15 protein-coding genes are annotated in these 22,243 nt (G+C 28.0%); 13 read left to right on the top strand and 2 right to left on the bottom strand.

Features of this window, described 5'->3' with window-relative positions; translation table 11 throughout:
- Positions 1-512 precede the first annotated feature (512 nt).
- The 8 genes from speA to serA all read left to right on the top strand — a co-directional run bounded on the left by speA (position 513) and on the right by serA (position 13,384).
- On the top strand, positions 513-2,495 hold the full coding sequence (gene speA / locus FD728_RS03120) for a biosynthetic arginine decarboxylase (protein WP_159934730.1): 1,983 nt from the start codon (positions 513-515) through the stop codon (positions 2,493-2,495).
- A gap of 306 nt (positions 2,496-2,801) precedes the next feature.
- Positions 2,802-3,734, top strand: coding sequence for an agmatinase (speB, locus tag FD728_RS03125; RefSeq protein WP_159934732.1), 933 nt, complete (start codon positions 2,802-2,804; stop codon positions 3,732-3,734).
- 512 nt (positions 3,735-4,246) lie between these two features.
- Positions 4,247-6,238 (top strand): transketolase, encoded by a 1,992-nt coding sequence (tkt, locus tag FD728_RS03130; RefSeq protein WP_159934734.1) that lies wholly within the window; start codon positions 4,247-4,249, stop codon positions 6,236-6,238.
- 294 nt (positions 6,239-6,532) lie between these two features.
- Positions 6,533-7,552, top strand: a complete 1,020-nt coding sequence (gene epd, locus FD728_RS03135; RefSeq protein ID WP_159934844.1) for an erythrose-4-phosphate dehydrogenase — start codon at positions 6,533-6,535, stop codon at positions 7,550-7,552.
- Between the two features lie 45 nt (positions 7,553-7,597).
- Positions 7,598-8,767: a phosphoglycerate kinase gene (locus FD728_RS03140; RefSeq protein ID WP_159934736.1), complete on the top strand. Its 1,170-nt coding sequence runs from the start codon at positions 7,598-7,600 to the stop codon at positions 8,765-8,767.
- Between the two features lie 89 nt (positions 8,768-8,856).
- Positions 8,857-9,936: a class II fructose-bisphosphate aldolase gene (fbaA, locus tag FD728_RS03145; RefSeq protein ID WP_159934738.1), complete on the top strand. Its 1,080-nt coding sequence runs from the start codon at positions 8,857-8,859 to the stop codon at positions 9,934-9,936.
- A gap of 1,312 nt (positions 9,937-11,248) precedes the next feature.
- On the top strand, positions 11,249-11,917 hold the full coding sequence (gene rpiA / locus FD728_RS03150) for a ribose-5-phosphate isomerase RpiA (protein WP_159934740.1): 669 nt from the start codon (positions 11,249-11,251) through the stop codon (positions 11,915-11,917).
- A 228-nt stretch (positions 11,918-12,145) separates the two neighbouring features.
- Positions 12,146-13,384 (top strand): phosphoglycerate dehydrogenase, encoded by a 1,239-nt coding sequence (serA, locus tag FD728_RS03155; RefSeq protein ID WP_159934742.1) that lies wholly within the window; start codon positions 12,146-12,148, stop codon positions 13,382-13,384.
- Positions 13,385-13,441: 57 nt separating this feature from the next.
- On the opposite strand, the gene FD728_RS03160 is transcribed toward serA, so the two are convergent.
- Entirely contained in the window at positions 13,442-14,032 is a 591-nt protein-coding gene (locus FD728_RS03160; protein WP_159934744.1) for a 5-formyltetrahydrofolate cyclo-ligase, read from the bottom strand.
- A gap of 358 nt (positions 14,033-14,390) precedes the next feature.
- On the opposite strand from FD728_RS03160, the gene pepP reads away from it, so the two are divergent.
- Positions 14,391-15,701, top strand: coding sequence for a Xaa-Pro aminopeptidase (pepP, locus tag FD728_RS03165; protein WP_159934746.1), 1,311 nt, complete (start codon positions 14,391-14,393; stop codon positions 15,699-15,701).
- A 140-nt stretch (positions 15,702-15,841) separates the two neighbouring features.
- On the opposite strand, the gene ygfZ is transcribed toward pepP, so the two are convergent.
- The gene (gene ygfZ, locus FD728_RS03170) at positions 15,842-16,825 is read right to left on the bottom strand and encodes a tRNA-modifying protein YgfZ (RefSeq protein ID WP_159934748.1); all 984 of its coding nucleotides are present in this window, start codon (positions 16,823-16,825) and stop codon (positions 15,842-15,844) included.
- A 163-nt stretch (positions 16,826-16,988) separates the two neighbouring features.
- On the opposite strand from ygfZ, the gene FD728_RS03175 reads away from it, so the two are divergent.
- The 4 genes from FD728_RS03175 to lysS all read left to right on the top strand — a co-directional run bounded on the left by FD728_RS03175 (position 16,989) and on the right by lysS (position 22,122).
- Positions 16,989-17,246, top strand: a complete 258-nt coding sequence (locus FD728_RS03175; protein ID WP_204162623.1) for a succinate dehydrogenase assembly factor 2 — start codon at positions 16,989-16,991, stop codon at positions 17,244-17,246.
- Between the two features lie 308 nt (positions 17,247-17,554).
- Complete coding sequence (recJ, locus tag FD728_RS03180) at positions 17,555-19,291, top strand: single-stranded-DNA-specific exonuclease RecJ (protein ID WP_159934848.1); 1,737 nt, start codon at positions 17,555-17,557, stop codon at positions 19,289-19,291.
- Between the two features lie 214 nt (positions 19,292-19,505).
- Positions 19,506-20,606, top strand: a complete 1,101-nt coding sequence (gene prfB, locus FD728_RS03185) for a peptide chain release factor 2 (RefSeq protein WP_159934750.1) — start codon at positions 19,506-19,508, stop codon at positions 20,604-20,606.
- Positions 20,607-20,613: 7 nt separating this feature from the next.
- Positions 20,614-22,122, top strand: a complete 1,509-nt coding sequence (gene lysS, locus FD728_RS03190) for a lysine--tRNA ligase (RefSeq protein ID WP_159934752.1) — start codon at positions 20,614-20,616, stop codon at positions 22,120-22,122.
- Positions 22,123-22,243: the final 121 nt, after the last annotated feature.

Genomic DNA, 22,243 nt, shown 5'->3' on the forward strand with positions numbered 1-22,243 from the left:
TTTATTTTTTAAAATATATTTTTTTAATGGCTAATATGAAATTAAATTCATAACAAAGGATTTTGATTTTAAATCATCAAATGAAAAAAATATTTTTGATTTTACTAATTAAATATATTATGGAGCTGTTTGTCTATTATCTATAGTTGGATAATATGTTTTAATAAATGTTTTATTTAATAAATATTTTGAATGATGATTTTTACGTTATTGTTTTATGGTTTATTTACCTTTAATTTTATATTAAATTAATAATTTTTAATCTTTAATTCTATTTTTATCTAGATTCATATATTACTACCATAATAATTTCAATAAAAGGTTTAATGATTTTTTGTTTATCTTATATTTATTAATTTTTAGTATCAATATAAAAGTATGATTGTTGTCTAATATATGATTTTAATATTTTTACATAAAAATTAAATATTGATAGATAATATCTATAGAAAATATTTACTGGATATCATAAAAATTTCATAAATTTAATTTAATAAAGATTGAGGTTTGGGATGTCTAGCAACATGAAAGATATCAAGGGTTTATCAGTTAACGAACAAGGTGTCCTACGCTCAATGCAGGAAGTAGCTATAAACAACTATGAAGCTAGTAGAATGCTACGTACTTATAATATTGCTTGGTGGGGTAATAACTATTACGATGTTAATGAATTAGGACATATTAGTGTTTGTCCTGATCCTGATCGCCCTGAAGTCCGTGTTGATCTGGCTAAATTAGTTAAAGAACGGGAAGCTAATGGTCAGCGTCTTCCAGCTCTTTTCTGCTTTCCACAAATCTTACAACATCGTTTGCGTTCTATTAATGCAGCTTTTAAACGTGCACGTGAATCCTACGGCTATAAAGGAGACTATTTCTTAGTATACCCTATTAAAGTTAATCAACATAAGAGAGTTATTGAATCTTTAATTAACTCAGGTGAACCATTAGGATTAGAAGCTGGTTCTAAAGCTGAATTAATGGCTGTATTAGCACATGCTGGTAAAACTCGCTCAGTAATCGTCTGTAACGGCTATAAAGATCGTGAATATATTCGCCTTGCACTTATCGGGGAAAAACTTGGGCATAAAGTTTATCTAGTAATAGAAAAAATGACAGAAGTCCGTTTAGTACTAGAAGAAACAGAACGTTTAAATGTAGTGCCACGCCTTGGTATTCGTGCCCGTTTAGCATCACAGGGATCTGGTAAATGGCAATCAAGTGGAGGAGAAAAATCTAAATTTGGATTATCTGCTTCACAAGTCCTTAAATTAATTGATATTATGCATCAAGCTGGACGACTTAATAGCATTCAGTTACTACACTTTCACATTGGATCCCAAATGGCAAATATTCGTGATATCGCTACCGGTATTAGAGAATCAGCACGATTTTATGTAGAATTAGCGAAATTAGGTGTTAATATTAAATGTTTTGATGTTGGTGGGGGATTAGGTGTTGATTATGAAGGAACACGTTCTCAATCAGACTGCTCTGTCAATTATGGTTTAAATGAATATGCAAATAATATAATTTGGGCTATAGGCGATGCCTGTGAAGAACATGGTTTAAAACATCCAACAGTTATTAGCGAATCAGGACGTGCAGTAACAGCACATCATACTGTGTTGGTATCCAATATTATTGGAGTTGAACGTAATGAATTTAACAATAATCCTGAAACACCAGATATCGATTCACCACGTCCTATTAAAAGTTTATGGAATACTTGGCAAGAAATGCATGAAACAAATGTACGTCGTTCTTTACGTGAATGGTTACATGATAGTCAAATGGACCTTTTTGATATTCATACAGGATATTCTTCAGGCATTTACGATTTAGGACAACGTGCTTGGGCAGAGCAATTATATTTAAATATTTGTCATTATATACAACAACATTTAGATCCAAGTAACCGTGCTCATCGCCCTATTATTGATGAGTTACAAGAGCGAATGGCTGATAAAATATATGTTAATTTTTCATTGTTTCAATCGATGCCAGATGCTTGGGGTATAGATCAGTTATTTCCTGTATTACCACTTGAAGGATTAAATAAAACTCCACAGCGAAGAGCTGTACTATTAGATATTACTTGTGATTCTGATGGAATCATAGAACATTATATTGATGGAGATGGTATTGCTAGCACTATGCCTATGCCAGAATACGATATTAATAATCCTCCGATGCTTGGATTTTTTATGGTAGGAGCTTATCAAGAGATATTAGGTAATATGCATAATTTATTCGGCGATACTGAAGCTGTTAATGTATTTGCTTTACCTGATTCTAGCGTAGAAATACAGTTATCAGATGAAGGGGATACTGTAGCAGATATGCTGCAGTACGTACAGTTAAATCCTATTGATTTATTGATGTTATTTTGTAATCAAGTAAAACAACAAACTGATATTGACCATAAATTATGTGAACAATTTATTAAAGAATTTGAAAACGGATTATACGGATATACTTACCTTGAAGATGAGTAATATACTTTATGATATTTTATAGGTATATATTTTCTATATGAATTTAATATTCGTACATGATAGTAATCACTATCTAATTAATAGATTAATTTCACTTTTATATATTTTTATTAATTTATTTATATTAAATAAGATATTTAATTATCTTAAATTTAATTAATATTTTAATATAATTATGTGTTTATTTTTAACTTTTTTAAAGTCTTAAGAAATATTCAGCATCATTTTCATAAAAAAATAAATGATATTATATATTTTATATATACAATTAAAAATATATTTTTTAGAGGATATTTAGAGGATATAATGCATAATACATTAAATTATAAACATGATTATTCTTTAGTGTCTAACGCTTTTGGTTTTATGCGTTTTCCAATTAATTTTCAACCGTATAAAAGTAAAGCCGATTGGGTCATAACTGGTGTAGCTTTTGATGCTACTACTTCAGGAAGACCTGGTAGTCGATTTGGACCAAGTGCTATTCGTCAAATTTCTACTAATCTTGCTTGGGAACAATGTCGTTGGCCGTGGAATTTTAATTTGCGTCATTATATGAATATAATAGATTGTGGCGACTTAGTTTATAATATCGGTGATATACAAGATTTATCTAATAAATTAGAAAAACATGCTGAAAGACTTATATTGAATGGTAAGCATATGTTAACTTTTGGTGGTGATCATTACATCACTTTACCTTTATTACGAGCACATGCAAAAAAATTTGGCAAAATGGCATTAATACACTTTGATGCTCATGCAGATACTTACTCTAATTCTACTAATGAGATAACATTTGATCATGGCACAATGTTTTATACAGCGCCAAGAGAAGGATTGATTGATCCGCATCACTCGATACAAATAGGGATCCGAACTGAATTTGATAAAAATTTAGGATTTAATGTGTTAGATGCATTAGAGGCAAATAACCGCAGTGTAGATAATATCTTATCTGAATTAAAATGTACAGTAAGTAATTTACCAGTATATTTAACATTCGATATTGATTGTATCGATCCAGCATATGCACCAGGTACTGGAACTCCTGTTATAGGGGGATTAACTAATAATAAGGTTATTAATATTATTCGTGGTATGCAAGGTATGAATATTATAGGAATGGATATTGTTGAAGTGGCACCAGCTTACGATCATAGTAATTTAACATCCTTAACAGCTGCTACGTTAGCATTAGATATGCTATATGTTCAAGCTGTAAAAAAAATCGCATAATTTTTATTGATTTTTAAAATAAAATTTTTAAAAAATATTTACCACAATTTAAATAATAATATTCTCTATAATTTTAGATATTTATATTGATTTATATAGATTAAAAATTTTATCTATATAAAATATAGTTATTTAATCAAATCAAATGATATTAATAAATTATATTTACTCCTTTTTAATTTATAAAATTTAAGTATGATTATTATCATCATTTAATTTTTAAAACTATTATTCATTAATATTTCTTTATTTTATATTTTTTATTTTAATATAATAGTTAAAAATAATAGATAAAAATAAATGAATTATTTTAACATTAGTTAAATTAGCTATTAAATTCTTAAAAGTTCTTCTATAACATGGAAGATATACTTAAAATTTAGTATTTATTAACTGATTTTTAAATTTAATTAATATTTTGCGTTTATTATAAATTAATATACATATTTAATATTTAACAATTATCATAAGTTCAATATTATAAAGTATTAGTTTCTATTTTGGAGTAAAAAATGCTCTCACGTAAAGAGCTTGCCAACGCTATACGTGCGTTGAGTATTGATGCAATACAAAAAGCTAACTCAGGACATCCTGGTGTTCCTATGGGTATGGCAGATATAGCTGAAGTTTTATGGCGTAATTTTCTCAACCATAATCCAACTAATCCAATGTGGATTAACCGAGATCGATTTATTTTATCTAATGGCCATGGATCGATGTTGCTTTATAGCTTGCTTCATTTAACTGGTTATAGTTTAACAATTGATGATTTAAAAGAATTTCGACAATTACATTCTAAAACTCCAGGTCATCCAGAATATGGTTATACTCCTGGTGTAGAAACTACAACTGGACCACTAGGACAGGGTGTTGCTAATGCTGTTGGTTTTGCTATTGCTGAACGTACACTTGCAGCTCAGTTTAATCGTCCAGGTTATGAGATTATAGACCATTATACATATGTTTTCATGGGTGATGGTTGTATGATGGAAGGGATATCACATGAAGTATGCTCTATTGCGGGCACCTTGAAATTAAATAAATTAATTGCTTTTTATGATGATAACGGTATATCTATTGATGGGCATATTAAAGGTTGGTTTACCGAGGATACTGCTAAACGTTTTGAAGCTTACGGTTGGCATGTTATACGTGATATCGACGGACATGATCCTTGTGCTATTGAACAATCAATTAAAAAAGCGAAAGCGATTTTTGATAAACCTACTTTACTTATATGTAAAACCATTATCGGGTTTGGTTCTCCTAATAAAGCTGGTACGCATTATGTGCACGGTACACCGTTAGGGGAAGAAGAAGTTACTCTTACACGTAAAAAATTAAAATGGAATTATGCACCATTTGAAATTCCTTCTAATATTTATGAACAATGGGATGCAAAAAAGATTGGTAAAGAGAAAGAAGCAATATGGAATAATAAATTTGATGCCTATTTTAAAAAATATCCAGAATTGTCTATAAATTTTAAACGTCGAATTCAAAAAAAATTACCAGCTAATTGGTTAATGCAATCAAAAAAAAATATTTATCAATTACAAATGAATCCATTAGACATTGCTAGCCGTAAAGCTTCGCAAAATACTATTGAAACTTTTGGTAATATTTTACCAGAATTAATAGGGGGTTCTGCTGATTTAGCACCTAGTAACTTGACTATGTGGTCTGGTTCTAGGCCAATAAATAAATACATAGATGGTAATTATATTCACTATGGAGTACGTGAATTTGGTATGACTGCTATTGCTAATGGTATTGCTTTACATGGTGGCTTCTTACCATATACTTCAACTTTTTTAGTTTTTGTAGAATACGCGCGTAATGCAGTGCGTATGGCAGCATTAATGAAAATTCGTCAAATTATGATTTATACTCATGATTCTATAGGTTTAGGTGAAGATGGACCAACTCACCAACCAATTGAACAGATAGCTAGTTTACGTATTACTCCAAATATTAGTCTCTGGCGTCCATGTGATCAAGTTGAGTGTGCAGTGGCATGGAAATACGCTATTGAACGTCTAGATGGTCCATCAATATTGATCCTTTCTCGTCAAAATTTAGTACAGCAAGATCGTACTTCTAACCAATTAGAAAATATAAAACGTGGTGGTTACATATTAAAAAATGATGAAGATAAACTTGATTTAATTCTAATTGCTACTGGATCAGAAGTAGCATTAGCTATTGATGCTTATCATCAATTGACTAATGAAGGCTATAAAGTAAGAGTAGTGTCTATGCCATCTACTGATGTATTCGATAAACAAGATATATTATATCGTGAATCAGTTTTACCGAAATCTCTTACAGCACGGGTAGCTATTGAGGCTGGTATTTCAGATTATTGGTTAAAATATACTGGTTTAAAAGGTGCAATAGTTGGGATGACTACTTTTGGAGAATCAGCACCGACTGATAAACTATTTAAGAAATTTGGTTTTACTGTAGATAATATAGTGGCTACAGCAAAAGCTATTTTATAGTCATTTTAATAAATCTTATAGCGATAGTAATAGGTAAAATATTTTTTAAAAAAAAATAAATGCAAAAATATATAAAAGATATTCCATAATATTTATTATATACCTCTTGTTTTAAAATAAGGAATAATATTTTTTACTTTAATGTTTTAATATAATCAATAAAATTGACGTTATTAAACATCTTTATTTATGAAATTTTATTCATACATTTTTATACGAAAATTTTCTGTACAAAATTGTATGAAACGTTCAGGCTATCTTCATGTTTCTTTAGAAAGGTTATTAAAGATAAAAATGGCCGTTCGTATTGCAATTAATGGTTTTGGTCGAATTGGACGTAATGTATTACGTGCATTATATGAAATAAATCGTAAAAGTGTAATTAACATTGTTGCTATTAATGAATTAGCAAAAACTATAGATATGGTACATTTGCTAAAGTACGATACCAGTCATGGTCGTTTCTCTTGGAATGTATATCAAAAACATGATCAATTATTTATTGGTAACGATATTATACGTATTTTACATATATCTGATATTGACTTATTGCCATGGAAAGAGCTAAATATCGATATTGTACTAGATTGTACTGGTGTATATGGTAGTCGTGCAGATGGCGAAAAACATTTACAAGTCGGAGCAAAAAAGGTATTATTTTCTCATCCTGGCGAACAAGATCTTGATGCCATAGTAATATTTGGCGTGAATGAACAATATCTTAAAAAAACTGATCGACTTGTTTCTAACGCTTCTTGTACTACTAATTGTATTATCCCAATACTCAAGTTGCTAGATGATGCTTTTATAATTGATGCAGGAACAATTACTACTATTCATTCAACAATGCATGATCAACAAGTCATTGACTCATATCATAATGATTTACGTCGAGCTCGTGCTGCTAGTCAATCAATTATTCCCGTTGATACTCGTCTTGCCTTAGGTATTGCACGTATTTTCCCTAAATTTCATGATCGATTTCAAGCCATTGCTTTAAGAGTACCTACTATAAATGTAACAGCTATTGATTTAAGTGTTTTAGTTCGTAGTTCTTTACTAGCTTATGAAATTAATACTTTATTAAAAAAAGCTTCAGAAAAGGAATTTTTTGGTATAGTTGATTACACAGAATTACCATTAGTTTCAATAGATTTTAATCATAATCCACATAGTGCTATTGTAGATGGTACTCAAACAAGAGTTAGTGGTAAGCACCTTATTAAACTTTTAGTTTGGTGTGATAATGAATGGGGTTTTGCTAACCGTATGATTGATACTACTTTAGCAATGGCTGCAATTGGTTTTATGTAAATTTTTTTCACATAAAAGAATTAGCAACATAAAAAGAGGTTTATTATGTCTTTAATTAGAATGACTGATTTAAATCTTTTTAATAAACGCATTTTAATTCGATCAGATCTCAATGTTCCGATAAAAAATGGAATAGTCATGTCTGATGCACGTATTCGTGCATCTCTTCCAACTATTGAATTAGCTTTGTACAATGGTGCAAGAGTAATGATTGCTTCTCATTTAGGTCGTCCTATTGAAGGTCAATATAACAAAGAATTTTCTCTTTTACCAATTCTTAATTATATAAAAAAAAATAATAAATTCAATGGAATTAAAATACATTTAGTACAGAATTACCTTAATGGCATTGAAATAAATGCTGGTGAATTAATATTACTAGAAAATGTTCGTTTTAATAAAGGAGAAAAGCATAATGACGATGCTTTATCAAAAAAATATGCATCATTATGCGATATTTTTGTTATGGATGCATTTGGTGCTGCGCACCGTAAACAAGCTTCAACTTATGGTGTAGGGGAATTTTCTTCTATTTCCTGTGCAGGCCCTTTACTTTTTAATGAATTGAATACCTTAAGTAAAATTATGAGTAATCCAAAACGTCCATTAGTAGCTGTAATAGGTGGCTCTAAAATTTCAACTAAGTTTAGTGTGCTACAATCATTAGCAAAAATTGCTGATACGATTATTGTTGGTGGTGGTATTGCGAATACCTTTATAGCTATCGATAATAGTATTGGTCAATCTTTATATGAACCAAACTTTGTTAATGATGCTAAAATATTACGTGATCAATATAATATTCAAGTACCTAGTTATGTTCGGGTAAGTACAAAATCTTCTAAAATTTTATCAGTTACTTCAAAAAAAGTTAATGAGATAAAAGATAATGAAGAAATAATGGATTTCGGCGATGAAACTGCTTATAAAATGGCAGAAATATTGAAAGAAGCTAAAACTATACTTTGGAGCGGACCAGTTGGAGTTTTTGAATTACCAGATTTTCGTGAAGGAACAAAAATTATTGCAGAAGCTATTGCACAAAGTGATGCTTATTCTATCGTAGGTGGAGGCGATACTTTAGCAGCTGTAGATTTATTTGATATTAAAGAGAATATTTCCTATATATCTACTGGAGGTGGTGCATTTCTTAAATTTATAGAAGGGGAAAAACTACCAGTAGTAACTATGTTAGAAGGGCGCATAAAAAAATAAACAATAAAAAATGATGCTCGTTATAAGCTATTAAGAGTTAAAATGTATCTAAATTTAATTTTTAGTGTGAATAGTTAAGGTTAAATTATATGTCTAAAGTGTTTGATTTTTTAAAGCCAGGTGTTATCACTGGAGAAGGAGTTCAAAAAATATTTCAAATAGCAAAAGAAAATAAATTTGCTTTACCAGCAATTAATTGTATTGGTACTGATTCAATTAACGCTGCGTTAGAAACTGCAGCTAAGGTTAAGGCACCACTTGTTATTCAGTTTTCTAATGGCGGTTCAATCTTTATTTCTGGGCAAGGGTTGAAAAATAATAAAAACCAAAGTGCAGCTATTTGGGGATCCATTTCTGGTGCAAATCATGTTCACTTAATGGCAGAAAAATATGGTGTACCAGTTATTCTACATACAGATCATTGTGATAACAAATTATTACCTTGGGTAGATGGATTATTAACGATAGGTGAAGATTACTTTAAGAAAAATGGAAAACCTCTTTTTTCTTCGCATATGATTGATTTATCTAAAATGCCATTAAAAGAAAATATCGAAATTTGTAGCCAATATTTAGCACGTATGAGTGCGATAGAAATGACTTTAGAAATTGAATTAGGAGTAACTGGTGGAGAAGAGGATGGAATAGATAATAGTCATGTTCATTCTTCTGAATTATATAGCAGGGTAGAAGATGTTGATTATGCTTACACTAATTTAAGTAAGATCAGTAATCGTTTCATCATTGCTGTTTCTTTTGGTAATGTACATGGAGTTTATAAAATAGGTAATGTAAAGTTAACTCCTCATATTTTGCATGATGCTCAAAAATATGTATGTAAAAAACACAGTTTACCATATAATACTTTAAGTTTCGTTTTCCATGGTGGTTCTGGTTCTTCTGTATCAGAAATTCAAGAATCTATTAGCTATGGAGTAATCAAAATGAACATAGATACTGATACTCAGTGGGCAACTTGGGAAGGTTTATTAAAATATTATAAATCTAATAAACTTTATTTACAAAGCCAACTAGGAAATCCGAATGGATTAGATCAACCAAATAAAAAATATTATGATCCTCGTATTTGGTTGCGTTCTGCACAATCTTCTATGATAATGCGGTTAGAAAAAGCTTTTAGAGACCTAAATGCTATAAATGTATTATAGATATTTTTTGTAAATAAAAAAATTAAATTATTTAATATTAATTAAATAATTTTTATATGTACACTAGAACGTATATAAAATATATATATCATATTTTTTAAATATTGGTATAAATAAAAAGTTTATAAGTGAGCTGTTTAAAAATTAATATAGAAGATTTAAAAAACACTTAATAAATATATAATTAAATTACTATATCATATAGTAAACGTTATACAAAACAATAATTGTATTATTATTATAGAAATAATTTGGATTCATATTATTTCACTGCTCCTAACATTTTTTATGTATATAATATGTATTTACTCTCTATTGTAATCACTTTTTTATCTATTTTATTTATTTTAGTACATTATATATATTTCTTCTACTATCTTAGTTCCATTACTTTGGAATTAAAACTAATTTATTTATTATTGTTTTAGTATCTCTGCTATATCTATAGGATATTAAATTAGTATAATAAAACTTTAAATTTGCATGAAGCATGATAGTATCATTTTTTATATATGTTTTATATATACTCGTGAGTAGTAAATATCGATTTATATTATTGAATAATCTTGGAATATATGACTTTTATTATTTATAATAAAAGTAAAAATAAAAGTCAGTTAAATATTAATAATTATCAAGTGAAAATATAATACATAATAATACTTATTAAGGAAAATAAATTTAAATGTCAGAATATTTAAATAAAAATTTAATTTTTATTGAATAGTTAAAATACTATAATAATCATTATTATAATTCTATATAAAGATAGAATAAATTAATTAGATATATTAAACTATAAACTTATCATATTAGGAGTATTTAATTTATTGAAAATATCTTTTACTTAATATGTAAATAATTTACAGGATAAACATCCTGATAAATAGATATTTAAATTTCATATTTAACCAAATCAAATAATAAAATATTTATTTTAAAAAAAAAATTACTTATCTTTTAAGTTATAGGTTACTTGAATTAATAATTACTTACTAAGTATTCATGTTATTAGTTATACTTTATATTTAATTTTTAAATTAAGAATTTATAAATATTTATTTAAAGAATCGCTCAACAATTATTGAATCTATTACCCAAAGCATTCGATAATTTAGGTATCTCATCTTTTTTACTCTCTTTTTTTTATAGTAGAGTTATTATGTTATAAACCTATAATAATCATACTATTATAATTTTACATCTAACAATCTTATTTTGTTTTTTTATTTATCAAAATAGCAATGATATTTTTGATGTTTTTTTCTTGTATATTATGTGTAATAAAATATGATAATAGGTTGTAAATTATATGAATCATGATGAACTAAAAAAAGCTGTTGGCTGGAAAGCCTTACATTATATAAAACCAAGTACAATTATTGGTATTGGTACTGGTTCTACTGTATCTCATTTTATTGATGCGCTGTATACAATCAAAGATAAAATTGAAGGTACTGTATCTAGTTCACTATGTTCAACACAAAAATTAAAATCTCTAGGAATTCCGGTATTCAATTTAAATCAGGTTGATGAAGTTGCAGTATATGTTGATGGAGCCGATGAAATTAATCCGCAAATGCAGATGATTAAAGGAGGTGGTGCCGCATTAACACGTGAAAAAATAGTTGCAGCTGTGGCTAAAAAATTTATCTGTATTGTAGATTCTTCAAAAGAAGTAGGTGTATTAGGTAGTAGTGTCCCTTTACCAGTAGAAGTAATCCCTATGGCACGTGTTTATGTAGCACGTAGATTAATTCAACTAGGCGGTTTACCAGAATATCGGTTAAATGTGATTACTGATAATGGTAACATTATTTTAGATGTATATAATCTTTGTATTGTTGATCCAATATTTTTAGAAAAAACCATTAATGAAATACCAGGTGTAGTTACTGTAGGTTTATTTGCTTCTCGTAGTGCAGATGTGGTTTTAATTGGTACTAAAAATGGAGTAAAAACTATAGTTAAAAACAATTAATTACTTTTTTATTAAATCTACGCTGTTCATTATCATTATAAAATTATATGGATTATAAATATTTTTTGATTTATTTAATAAATACAATTTTTAAAAATTTTATAAGTTATAGATTATTGATTTTAATATTTACTTATATTGTTATTCATTAATATGTAATTTTAAAGATTACATTTATGTAAACTTATATTGTCTAATAATCTTTAATTCTAAAATCAGGTTAGATAAATGGCTAAATTTTCATTAATAAAAAAAAAAATTAAATTTCTATTATTAGAAGGGGTACACTGTAGTACTCTAAATAATCTTCAATTAGCAGGATATACTAATATTGAATTTTATAAAAGTACATTAGATACAGATAAGCTTAAATATTCTATTAGTAATGCACATTTTATCGGGATTCGTTCCCGTACTCACTTGACTGAAGAAATATTTAAAGTAGCTAAGAAATTAATTGCAATAGGCTGTTTTTGCATTGGTACTAATCAAGTTAATTTAGATGTTGCAACAAAACTTGGTATTCCAGTATTTAATGCGCCATTTTCTAATACTCGTTCTGTAGCTGAATTAGTACTTGGAGAAATGTTACTAATGTTGCGTAATATCCCAGAAGCAAATGTTAAAGTCCATCGTGGTATTTGGAATAAATTATCAACTGGATCGTATGAAGCACGTGGTAAAAAATTAGGTATTATTGGTTATGGACATATTGGTATTCAACTTGGAATATTAGCTGAAAGTTTAGGTATGCATGTATTTTTTTATGATATTGAAAATAAATTACCAATTGGAAATGTTACTCAAGTAAAGAATCTTTCTGATTTGCTTAATATGAGTGATATTATAAGTTTACACGTACCAGAGACTCCTTTAACTAAGAATATGATAGGTGCTAAAGAACTAGAACTAATGAAACCTAGTTCAATATTAATTAATGCTTCTCGTGGAACAATAATTGATATACATGCACTTTGTAACGCTTTATCCAGTAAACATCTTTCTGGAGCTGCTATTGATGTATTCCCATTAGAACCAGCTACTAATCAAGATCGATTTTATTCACCACTATGTCAATTCGATAATGTAATTTTGACGCCGCATATTGGAGGTTCAACACAAGAAGCTCAAGAGAATATTGGTCTAGAAGTATCTAGTAAGTTAATAAAATATTCTGATAATGGTTCTACACTATCAGCAGTTAATTTTCCAGAAGTTTCATTACCAATACATTGTCCTAATACTAGTCGCTTACTACATATTCATGAAAATCGTTTTGGAGTATTAACATCAATTAATCAAATATTTACTGAAAAAAAAATTAATATTTCTGCCCAATATTTACAAACTTCACATAAAATAGGATATGTAGTAATTGATATTGATGCTAATGCAGATAGTGCAATTAAAGCTTTACATATTATAAAAAAGATTCCAGGAACTATTCGTGCTCGTTTACTCTATTAAAATTTAATGTTACTTTTTAATTCTAAAAACATACTATTTTTCTTAGTAACTTTTATTTTAGTTTTGCCAAATTTTTGATGGAGTTATAATATAAGGTAAATTAACATCCCAAGAAGCAGCTGGAATAGTATCAAAATACTGGCAATCATGCGCAATGCCTATTGGTACAAAATGATATTGTTGCCAGTTTTGTAATGTGCGATCATAAAAGCCTTTACCCATTCCTAAACGTTGACATTTATGATTAAAAGCTACTAAAGGTACTAAGATTACATCTAATTGTTCTAATGTTGCTATTTGTGTGATATTAAATACTGGTTCTAAAATTTGAAATTTATTTAAAGTAAGTATTGTTTCGGGAATATAACGCAAAAATAGTAAGTAATCAGGCATAAATGGATGTATTACTGGTAAATATACTTGTTTTTTCTGTTTCCACAATGTTTTTATAAGAGGATAAGTATTAATTTCACCATCAATAGATAAAAATAATGCAATTCTGCTTGCATTAGAAATAATAGTAAATTTATTGGCATTTTCTGCTAATAAATTAGCCGCTTCTTCTTGTTGTTTAATTGATAAATTACGTCTTAATGAACGTATATATTTACGAATTTTTTTGCGATTAAGTAATAAAAGTTGAGACATTTGATTTATTAAATATCGTATATCAATTAATGTTTATATTTAGATATAACATATTTTTCACTTAAAAAGTTTTCTTATTATATTAATTTTAATATAAACTAAAAAATCAATACTAACTATGCACTCTAATAAAATAGAAATCATTATATGTCGCAAAAATAATTATTAATTATATTCTTTAATTAATTAAAGACTTATTTAGTTATCTAAATACAATTATTTTATTATCTATTAATAATTATTATCTATTAATAATTATTATCTATATAAGTTTATAAATAAATAGATTTTTATCTACGATTAAACTTATAATGTTTAAAATACTGTAATTAGCTATTCACTATAGGATAAATATAGTATGATTACATTAGAAATATTTCAGAAACGCCGTCAAACTCTTATTAATCATATGGCACCTAATAGTGCTGCCCTATTTTTCTCTGAACCAGAACTAATTCGTAATAATCATATATATCATTACCGTCAAAATAGTAATTTATGGTATTTTACTGGATTTAATGAATCTCAAGTTCTTCTAATGTTAATTAAGAAAAATGCAACATATAACCATAGTGTATTGTTTAATCAACCTCGAAGTCTATTAGAAGAAGTGTGGTTTGGATGTCGATTAGGACAAGAAGATGCCATTATTAAGCAGGGAGTAAACCAAGCTTTACCTTGGAATAGTATTCATGAAAAATTACCTCAGTTTCTTAATGGTATTGATATAATTTATCATGCTCAAGGAGAAAACCAAAAAGCAGATAAAATATTATTTAGTATAATAGAAAAAATGCGCTGTAGATTAAATCGAAATGTGAACGCACCCCATACTATGATTGACTGGCGTCCTTGGGTACATGAAATGCGTTTGTTTAAAAGTCAAGAAGAAATTAATATTTTACGTCAAGCTGGTAAAATTACTGCTTTAGCACATAACCATACAATGAAAATCTGTCGTCCAGGTATGTTTGAATATCAGTTAGAAGGTGAAATTTATCATGAATTTAATAAACATGGTGCTCGTTTTCCTTCTTATAATGCTATTGTTGGTTCTGGAAAAAATAGCTGTATTTTGCATTACACTAAAAATGGAAATATCATACAAAATAATGATTTAGTATTAATAGATGCTGGATGTGAACTATATGGGTATGCATGTGATGTAACTCGAACTTTTCCTGTAAATGGTCAATTCAATAGGTCGCAAAAAGTTCTTTATAGTATAGTATTAGCAGCTCAAAATAAAGCTTTATCAATGTTTAAACCAGGTATAACTATCCAGAAGGTATATGATGAAGTGGTACGTATTTTAACTTTGGGATTAATAAATCTTGATATTATTAAAGGCAATCTTGATACTCTTCTTAAAAAACAGGCATATTATCCTTTTTTTATGCATAATTTAAGTCATTGGTTAGGATTAGAAGTACATGATGTCGGTGATTACGGTACAGCTGAACATGATAGAGTACTTGAACCGAACATGGTATTAACTGTTGAGCCAGGTTTATATTTTTCTGCAGATAACATTAATATACCAACACATTATCGTGGTATAGGAATACGTATTGAAGATAGTATTATTATTACTACAGATGGCAATGAAAATATTACTAATTATGCAGTAAAAGATATTATTGATATTGAAAAACTAATGTCAATGTAAATCTAATAGATAGAATGTTATATATAATTAATAAATTACATTAGTACTTTTTTAATGGCTAAACATTTTAATACAATATTTTTACAAATAAAATATTATTTTTTATAAAATACTCAATGAATATTTTTTATTATTCTTTATTATTCTTTTAATGAGTAAGGTAATTTTTGAATGGTTAATTCACTATTTTGATCACCTTCTATACCTAAGATACTATTTAAATTTATATCTTTATTCATAACCACTTGTACCCATATAATATTATTATTTAATTGTACTGAGCTTAGTACAATACCTGTAGTTATCCACTTATCGCCTATTTTTAATTTAATTGAACTTGAAGCATTGGGTATTTTATTAGCTTTACCTGCTAACCAATAGAGAGCTCGTTTATTCATACCTCGAAACTGAGTTCTTGCTACTGTTTCTTGTCCAATATAGCATCCTTTTTTAAAACTAATCGCATTAAGAAATTGTAAATTAGCAGCTTGTGGAATTAATTTAGAACTAGTTACATTATCAATAATAGGAATTCCGGCTTCTATATCAAGTGCTACCCATTGATTACTATTACTAAATTGTATTTTATTATCTAATTTTTCTTTTAATTTTTGGGCTTGTATTAATGTAGTAATTATTAGAAAACGTTCAGTAGGATATGGAAACCAAAGTAAAGTACTATCGTTACATTCTACTACTGAATTTATTTTGTCTGGTAAAGTATTAAATAAACTAGATAATGCTATACGAGCATCAAAACCTGCTAATCCTAATAATATTGAATCTCTATCGATAATAATTTTTACTTTAGAGCAAACTATATATTTTTTAAGCTCTGTGGTTTGTTTTTCATGTACAGTACGACGTACTATATAAGTATATCCTTTATTATGATAAAATAGTCGTAAGCTACTCCACATTTTACCTTGACTATTACAGTGGGCTGCAAGATAGTGTTTTTTTTTATTGATATTATTCATATTTAAAGTTAATTGTCTCTGTAAATAGGAAGTGCTATCTTCTCCATAAACTGAAACTAAAACCCATTCATCAAGTGATATCAATGTTAGAGGCAAGCATGATGAGTCTAAAATTGATTTATTACATATAGGAAATATTGACATTTTTATAGACCTAATTTACTAAGATATAGTAATTTTACTTCTTTATTAAGATTTTAGATTAATCAATACATAAAGAAATATAAATTTCCTAATTTATATTAAAAAACAAATAGATATTTAGTATATACTATACACGTATACTCTTAATTGAAAGTAAATAATCATGCATTATAATAAAGGTTATATTAATTGGGCATGTCGTCGTGGTATGTTAGAATTAGATCTTATACTATTACCATTTTTTAAATATAAATATGATGCTTTAATTGAAGAAGATAAAAAATTATTCTTTTCTCTCTTGCAAAAAGAAGATATTATCTTATTTAAATGGATAATTAATTATGTTGAGCCAGATAATATTAATTATAAACATATTATACAACTTATACAGCAATTTAATCAAAAATATAATGATAAATAATATTTTTTATTTGTTCTTATTTTTAAGAAACAATATTAGCAATGAAAGTATAGCTATTTTAGATTAAATATCGACACTTGCGCAAGCATAACAATAAAGATATTCCATTTAGATTAAAAGTTATGTAATGTCTCAGTATAGACTTGATATTTTTTTTTTTTGTTTTTTATTAAATAATGGCCATTTCAATTTTATTGAAAAAAATAAAAGTTTAATTTTTACCTTTAAATCATACCAATTATACTATTGGTATTTTATAAAATACCAATTATTTTTCAGTGATGATAAAAAAATATCTATTAATTTTTATAGTGAATAATTTTATTGAACTGCGTCGGCGTGACGTTTATTACAATGATATTTGTCTACCTGTTGATTTACCGCCATTATTGCGGCGGATTTATTTACAACGTGGTATAAAAAAAGCATCTGAACTAGAGCGTAGTACTAAATATTTATTACCGTGGCAAATGCTAGATGGAATAGATACTGCTGTTTCACTTTTATATTATATGTTACAAAATAAACGACGAATTCTAGTCATAGGAGATTTTGATGTTGATGGCGCTACTAGTACAGCATTAACAGTTTTAGCATTACGTAGCATGGGAGGTAATATTGATTTTCTAATACCTGATCGCTTTAAACATGGTTATGGTTTAACTTCTGAATTAGTAGAAGAAGCAATCATATATGGTACAGATATGATCCTTACTGTAGATAATGGTATTTCATCTCATTCTGGTGTAAATACTGCAAATCAATATGGAATCCCTGTAATCATTACAGATCATCATCTTCCTAGTATGACATTGCCATCTGCAGAAGCAATAGTGAATCCTAACCTTAAAGATAGTCGCTTTCCTTCACGTTCTTTAGCTGGTGTTGGTGTAGCTTTTTATCTAATGTTAGCGCTACGTGCCTACCTACGACAAAAAAACTGGTTCGTTAATGGGCAGAAAGAACCTAATTTAGCTATATTCCTTGACTTAGTAGCTCTTGGAACTGTAGCTGATTTAGTACCATTAGATGCTAATAATCGTATTTTAGTATGGCAAGGAATAAATCGTATTCGTACAGGTAAATGCTGTAAAGGTATTAGTGCTCTTTTAGAACTTACTAATTGTAATACATATTTATTATCTGCTAGAGATCTTAGCTTTATTATTGGACCTAAGCTTAATGCTGCTGGACGTTTAGCTAATATGTCTATAGGTGTATCTCTCCTACTTACTGAACATATTACTCAAGCACGTAGATTAGCTCGTATACTTCATAGTCTCAATCAAAAAAGAAAACAAATTGAGAACAGTATGCAATATGAAGCATTAAAAATATGTAAATCGTTGGAAAAACAAGAGAGTATCTTACCTTTAGGATTAATATTTTATCATCCTAAATGGCATCAAGGTATTATAGGTATTCTAGCATCGAGATTAAAAGAGCGGTTTCAACGTCCAGTGATTACATTCGCATCTGTAGGTAATGGAATGTTAAAAGGATCTGGACGTTCAATTATAGGTTTGCATTTACGTGATATCTTAGAAAATATAAATATGTTATTTCCTAGCTTAATTACTAAATTTGGTGGACATGCTATGGCAGTAGGATTATTACTAGAAGAGAAAAAGTACGAAGAATTCTGCCAACATTTTATTATATCGATTAAAAAAAAAATAGGTCATAAAGATTTAAATAGTATCATTTGGTCTGATGGTGAATTATATAAACATGATTTATCATTAAAAACTGCTGAAATGCTATTGAATGCAGGCCCTTGGGGACAGGAATTTCCAGAACCAGTATTTGATGGACATTTTAAGTTAGTACATCAACAGTTAGTAGGTAAAAATCATTTAAAAGTTATAGTAAAACACATAAAAGGAGGTCCACAGATTTGTGGAATTGCTTTTAATATAAATACTAACTTATGGCCTAATAGTAAAATATGCTATGTGAAGTTAGCTTATAAACTTAATATAAACGAATATCGTGGTAATCGTTCTATGCAATTAATTATTGATAATATTTGGCCAAAAGTATAAATAGCTATTTATGGTTTTAATATTAAGTAATCTTATCAAGATATTAATTTTAGTTAACCAATATAAAATACATATTTTATAATTTTTTATTATCATCTTAATAAATGGATTTTTAAAAAAAATACTACAAATTAAGCATACTTGTCCATAACTTTTAAAGCTATTTTAAATATATGTTGTTTTATTGTTACTGAATCTTAAATAAAGAAAAAATATGTTTGAAATTAATACTATAAAAAATTATATTAAAGAGCTAAATGAGCAGAGGCTAATTTTAATTGCTTTTTTTCAATACGATATTAATAAAAAACTTTTAGCCGAAGTCAATGCTGAATTAGAACGATCTGATGTCTGGAATGAACCTAAACGAGCTAAATATCTTAATAAAAAACGTGCTTCATTAGAGTCTATTATACATACACTAGATCAACTTCAAAAAAAGCTAGAAAATACACAAGCATTACTTGACTTAGCAATAGAAGATAATAATGACGAAAGTATCTTGAAAGAAGTAATGAATGAATTACATATACTGAAACTAAAATTAAGTGAATTAGAATTTAAGCGTATGTTTTCTGGTCAGAATGATAATTCTGATTGTTATATAGATATTCAAGCTGGTTCAGGTGGAATTGAAGCTCAAGATTGGACCAGCATTTTACAACGTATGTATTTACGTTGGGCTGAATATAAAGGTTTTAATACTGAGATTATTGAACAATCTGAAGGAGAAGTAGCTGGTAAAAAATCTGTTACTTTAAAAGTGATAGGTCAATATGCTTTTGGTTGGTTACGTACTGAAACTGGAGTTCATCGCCTAGTACGTAAAAGTCCATTTGATTCTGGCAATCGTCGTCACACTTCATTTAGTTCAGTTTTTGTTTACCCAGAAATTGATGATGATATTAATATTGAAATAAATTTAGCAGATCTTCGTATTGATGTATACCGTGCATCTGGTGCTGGTGGTCAGCATGTAAATAAAACCGAATCTGCAGTACGCATAACTCATCTACCTACTAATACTGTTGTACAATGTCAAAATAATCGTTCTCAACATAAAAATAAAGAACAAGCTTTTAAACAATTGCGAGCTAAGCTATATGAATATGAAATACAGAAGAAAAACATAAATAAACAAATGATTGAAGATAATAAATCTAGCATTGGATGGGGAAATCAAATTCGTTCTTATGTTCTTGATGACTCTCGTATTAAAGATCTTAGAACTGGCGTAGAAACTCATAACATTCAAGCAGTTCTTAACGGTGATCTTGATCGTTTTATTGAAGCAAGTTTAAAAGCAGGATTATAACAATAATATGTCTAAACAACACCAAAAAAAAACTAATCTAGCTTTTGAATTAAATGATGAATTAAAAGTTCGCCGTGAAAAACTTAACTTTTTACGTAAATATAATATAGCATTTCCTAATGATTTTCGTTGTAGTGCCAGCTTTGATAAACTACATGCTAGTTATGATAGTAAAAAAGAATTAAAATCATTTAATATCGAGGTAAGTGTAGCAGGTCGTATTATTACTCGTCGTATTATGGGTCAAGCCTCATTTATAACCTTACAAGATTTAAATGGTCAAATTCAATTATATATCACTTCTGAAAAAATAACGAAAGATATTTATAATGATCAATTTAAGAAATGGGATCTAGGAGATATTATCGGAGCACGTGGTAAATTATTTAAAACCAGAACTGGAGAGTTATCAGTTTATTGTGATGAAATTCGTTTATTAACTAAATCATTACGTCCTTTACCTAATAAGTTCCATGGATTAAGTAATCAAGAAACATGCTATCGCCAGCGTTATTTAGACCTTATTGCCAATAATAAATCACGTTATACTTTTAAAGTTCGTTCTAAAATTATAGCTTTTATTCGTCAATTCATGGAAAATCGAGATTTTATAGAAGTAGAGACTCCGATGGTCCAGATAATACCAGGTGGTGCATCTGCTCGTCCATTTATTACTCATTATAATGCATTAAATCTAGATATGTATTTACGTATTGCACCAGAACTTTACCTTAAACGTCTAATTGTAGGTGGTTTTAATCGTGTATTTGAGATTAATCGTAATTTTCGTAATGAAGGAGTATCGCCACATCATAATCCAGAGTTTACTATGATGGAACTTTATATGGCATATGCTGATTATAATGATCTAATCAATCTCACTGAGTGTTTGTTTCGCTCTATAGCACAAAACATATTGGGTACGTTACAAGTAACTTATGGAGAAAAAATATTTAATTTTAGTAAACCTTTTCAAAGATTTACTATGAAAGAAGCAATAAAAAAATACTGTCCTGAAATATGTTTTAATGATTTAGAAGATTTGAATAAAACAATATCTATTGCCCAATCATTAAAAATAGAAATTGAAAGAAGTTGGAGCTTAGGACGTATAATTACAGAAATTTTTAAAGAAGCTGTAGAAGTACATTTAATTCAACCTACGTTCATTACTGAATATCCAATTGATATTTCACCATTAGCTCGTCGTAATGATACAAAAACAGAAATTACTGACCGTTTTGAATTTTTTATAGGCGGTATAGAAATTGGTAATGGTTTCTCTGAGCTAAATGATTCAGAAGATCAAGCAATACGATTTCAACAACAAGTAAATGCAAAAAATAGAGGTGATGATGAAGCAATGTTTTATGATGAAGATTATATTATGGCTTTAGAATATGGCATGCCGCCAACAGCTGGACTAGGGCTTGGTATTGATCGTATAATTATGTTATTTACTAACAATAATAATATCCGCGATGTTCTTTTATTTCCAGCTTTACGTCCAGCATAAAGACTTTAATTTATATATAAGATTATTAAATTAAGAATCTTATATATAAATTTTAAATAATATATATTCAATAATACTTCATAATTATTTGCTATAGATATTAAATATCCTACAATAAAAT

The organism is Pantoea sp. Aalb (genome assembly GCF_009829985.1).
Lineage (GTDB): Bacteria > Pseudomonadota > Gammaproteobacteria > Enterobacterales > Enterobacteriaceae > SZZU01.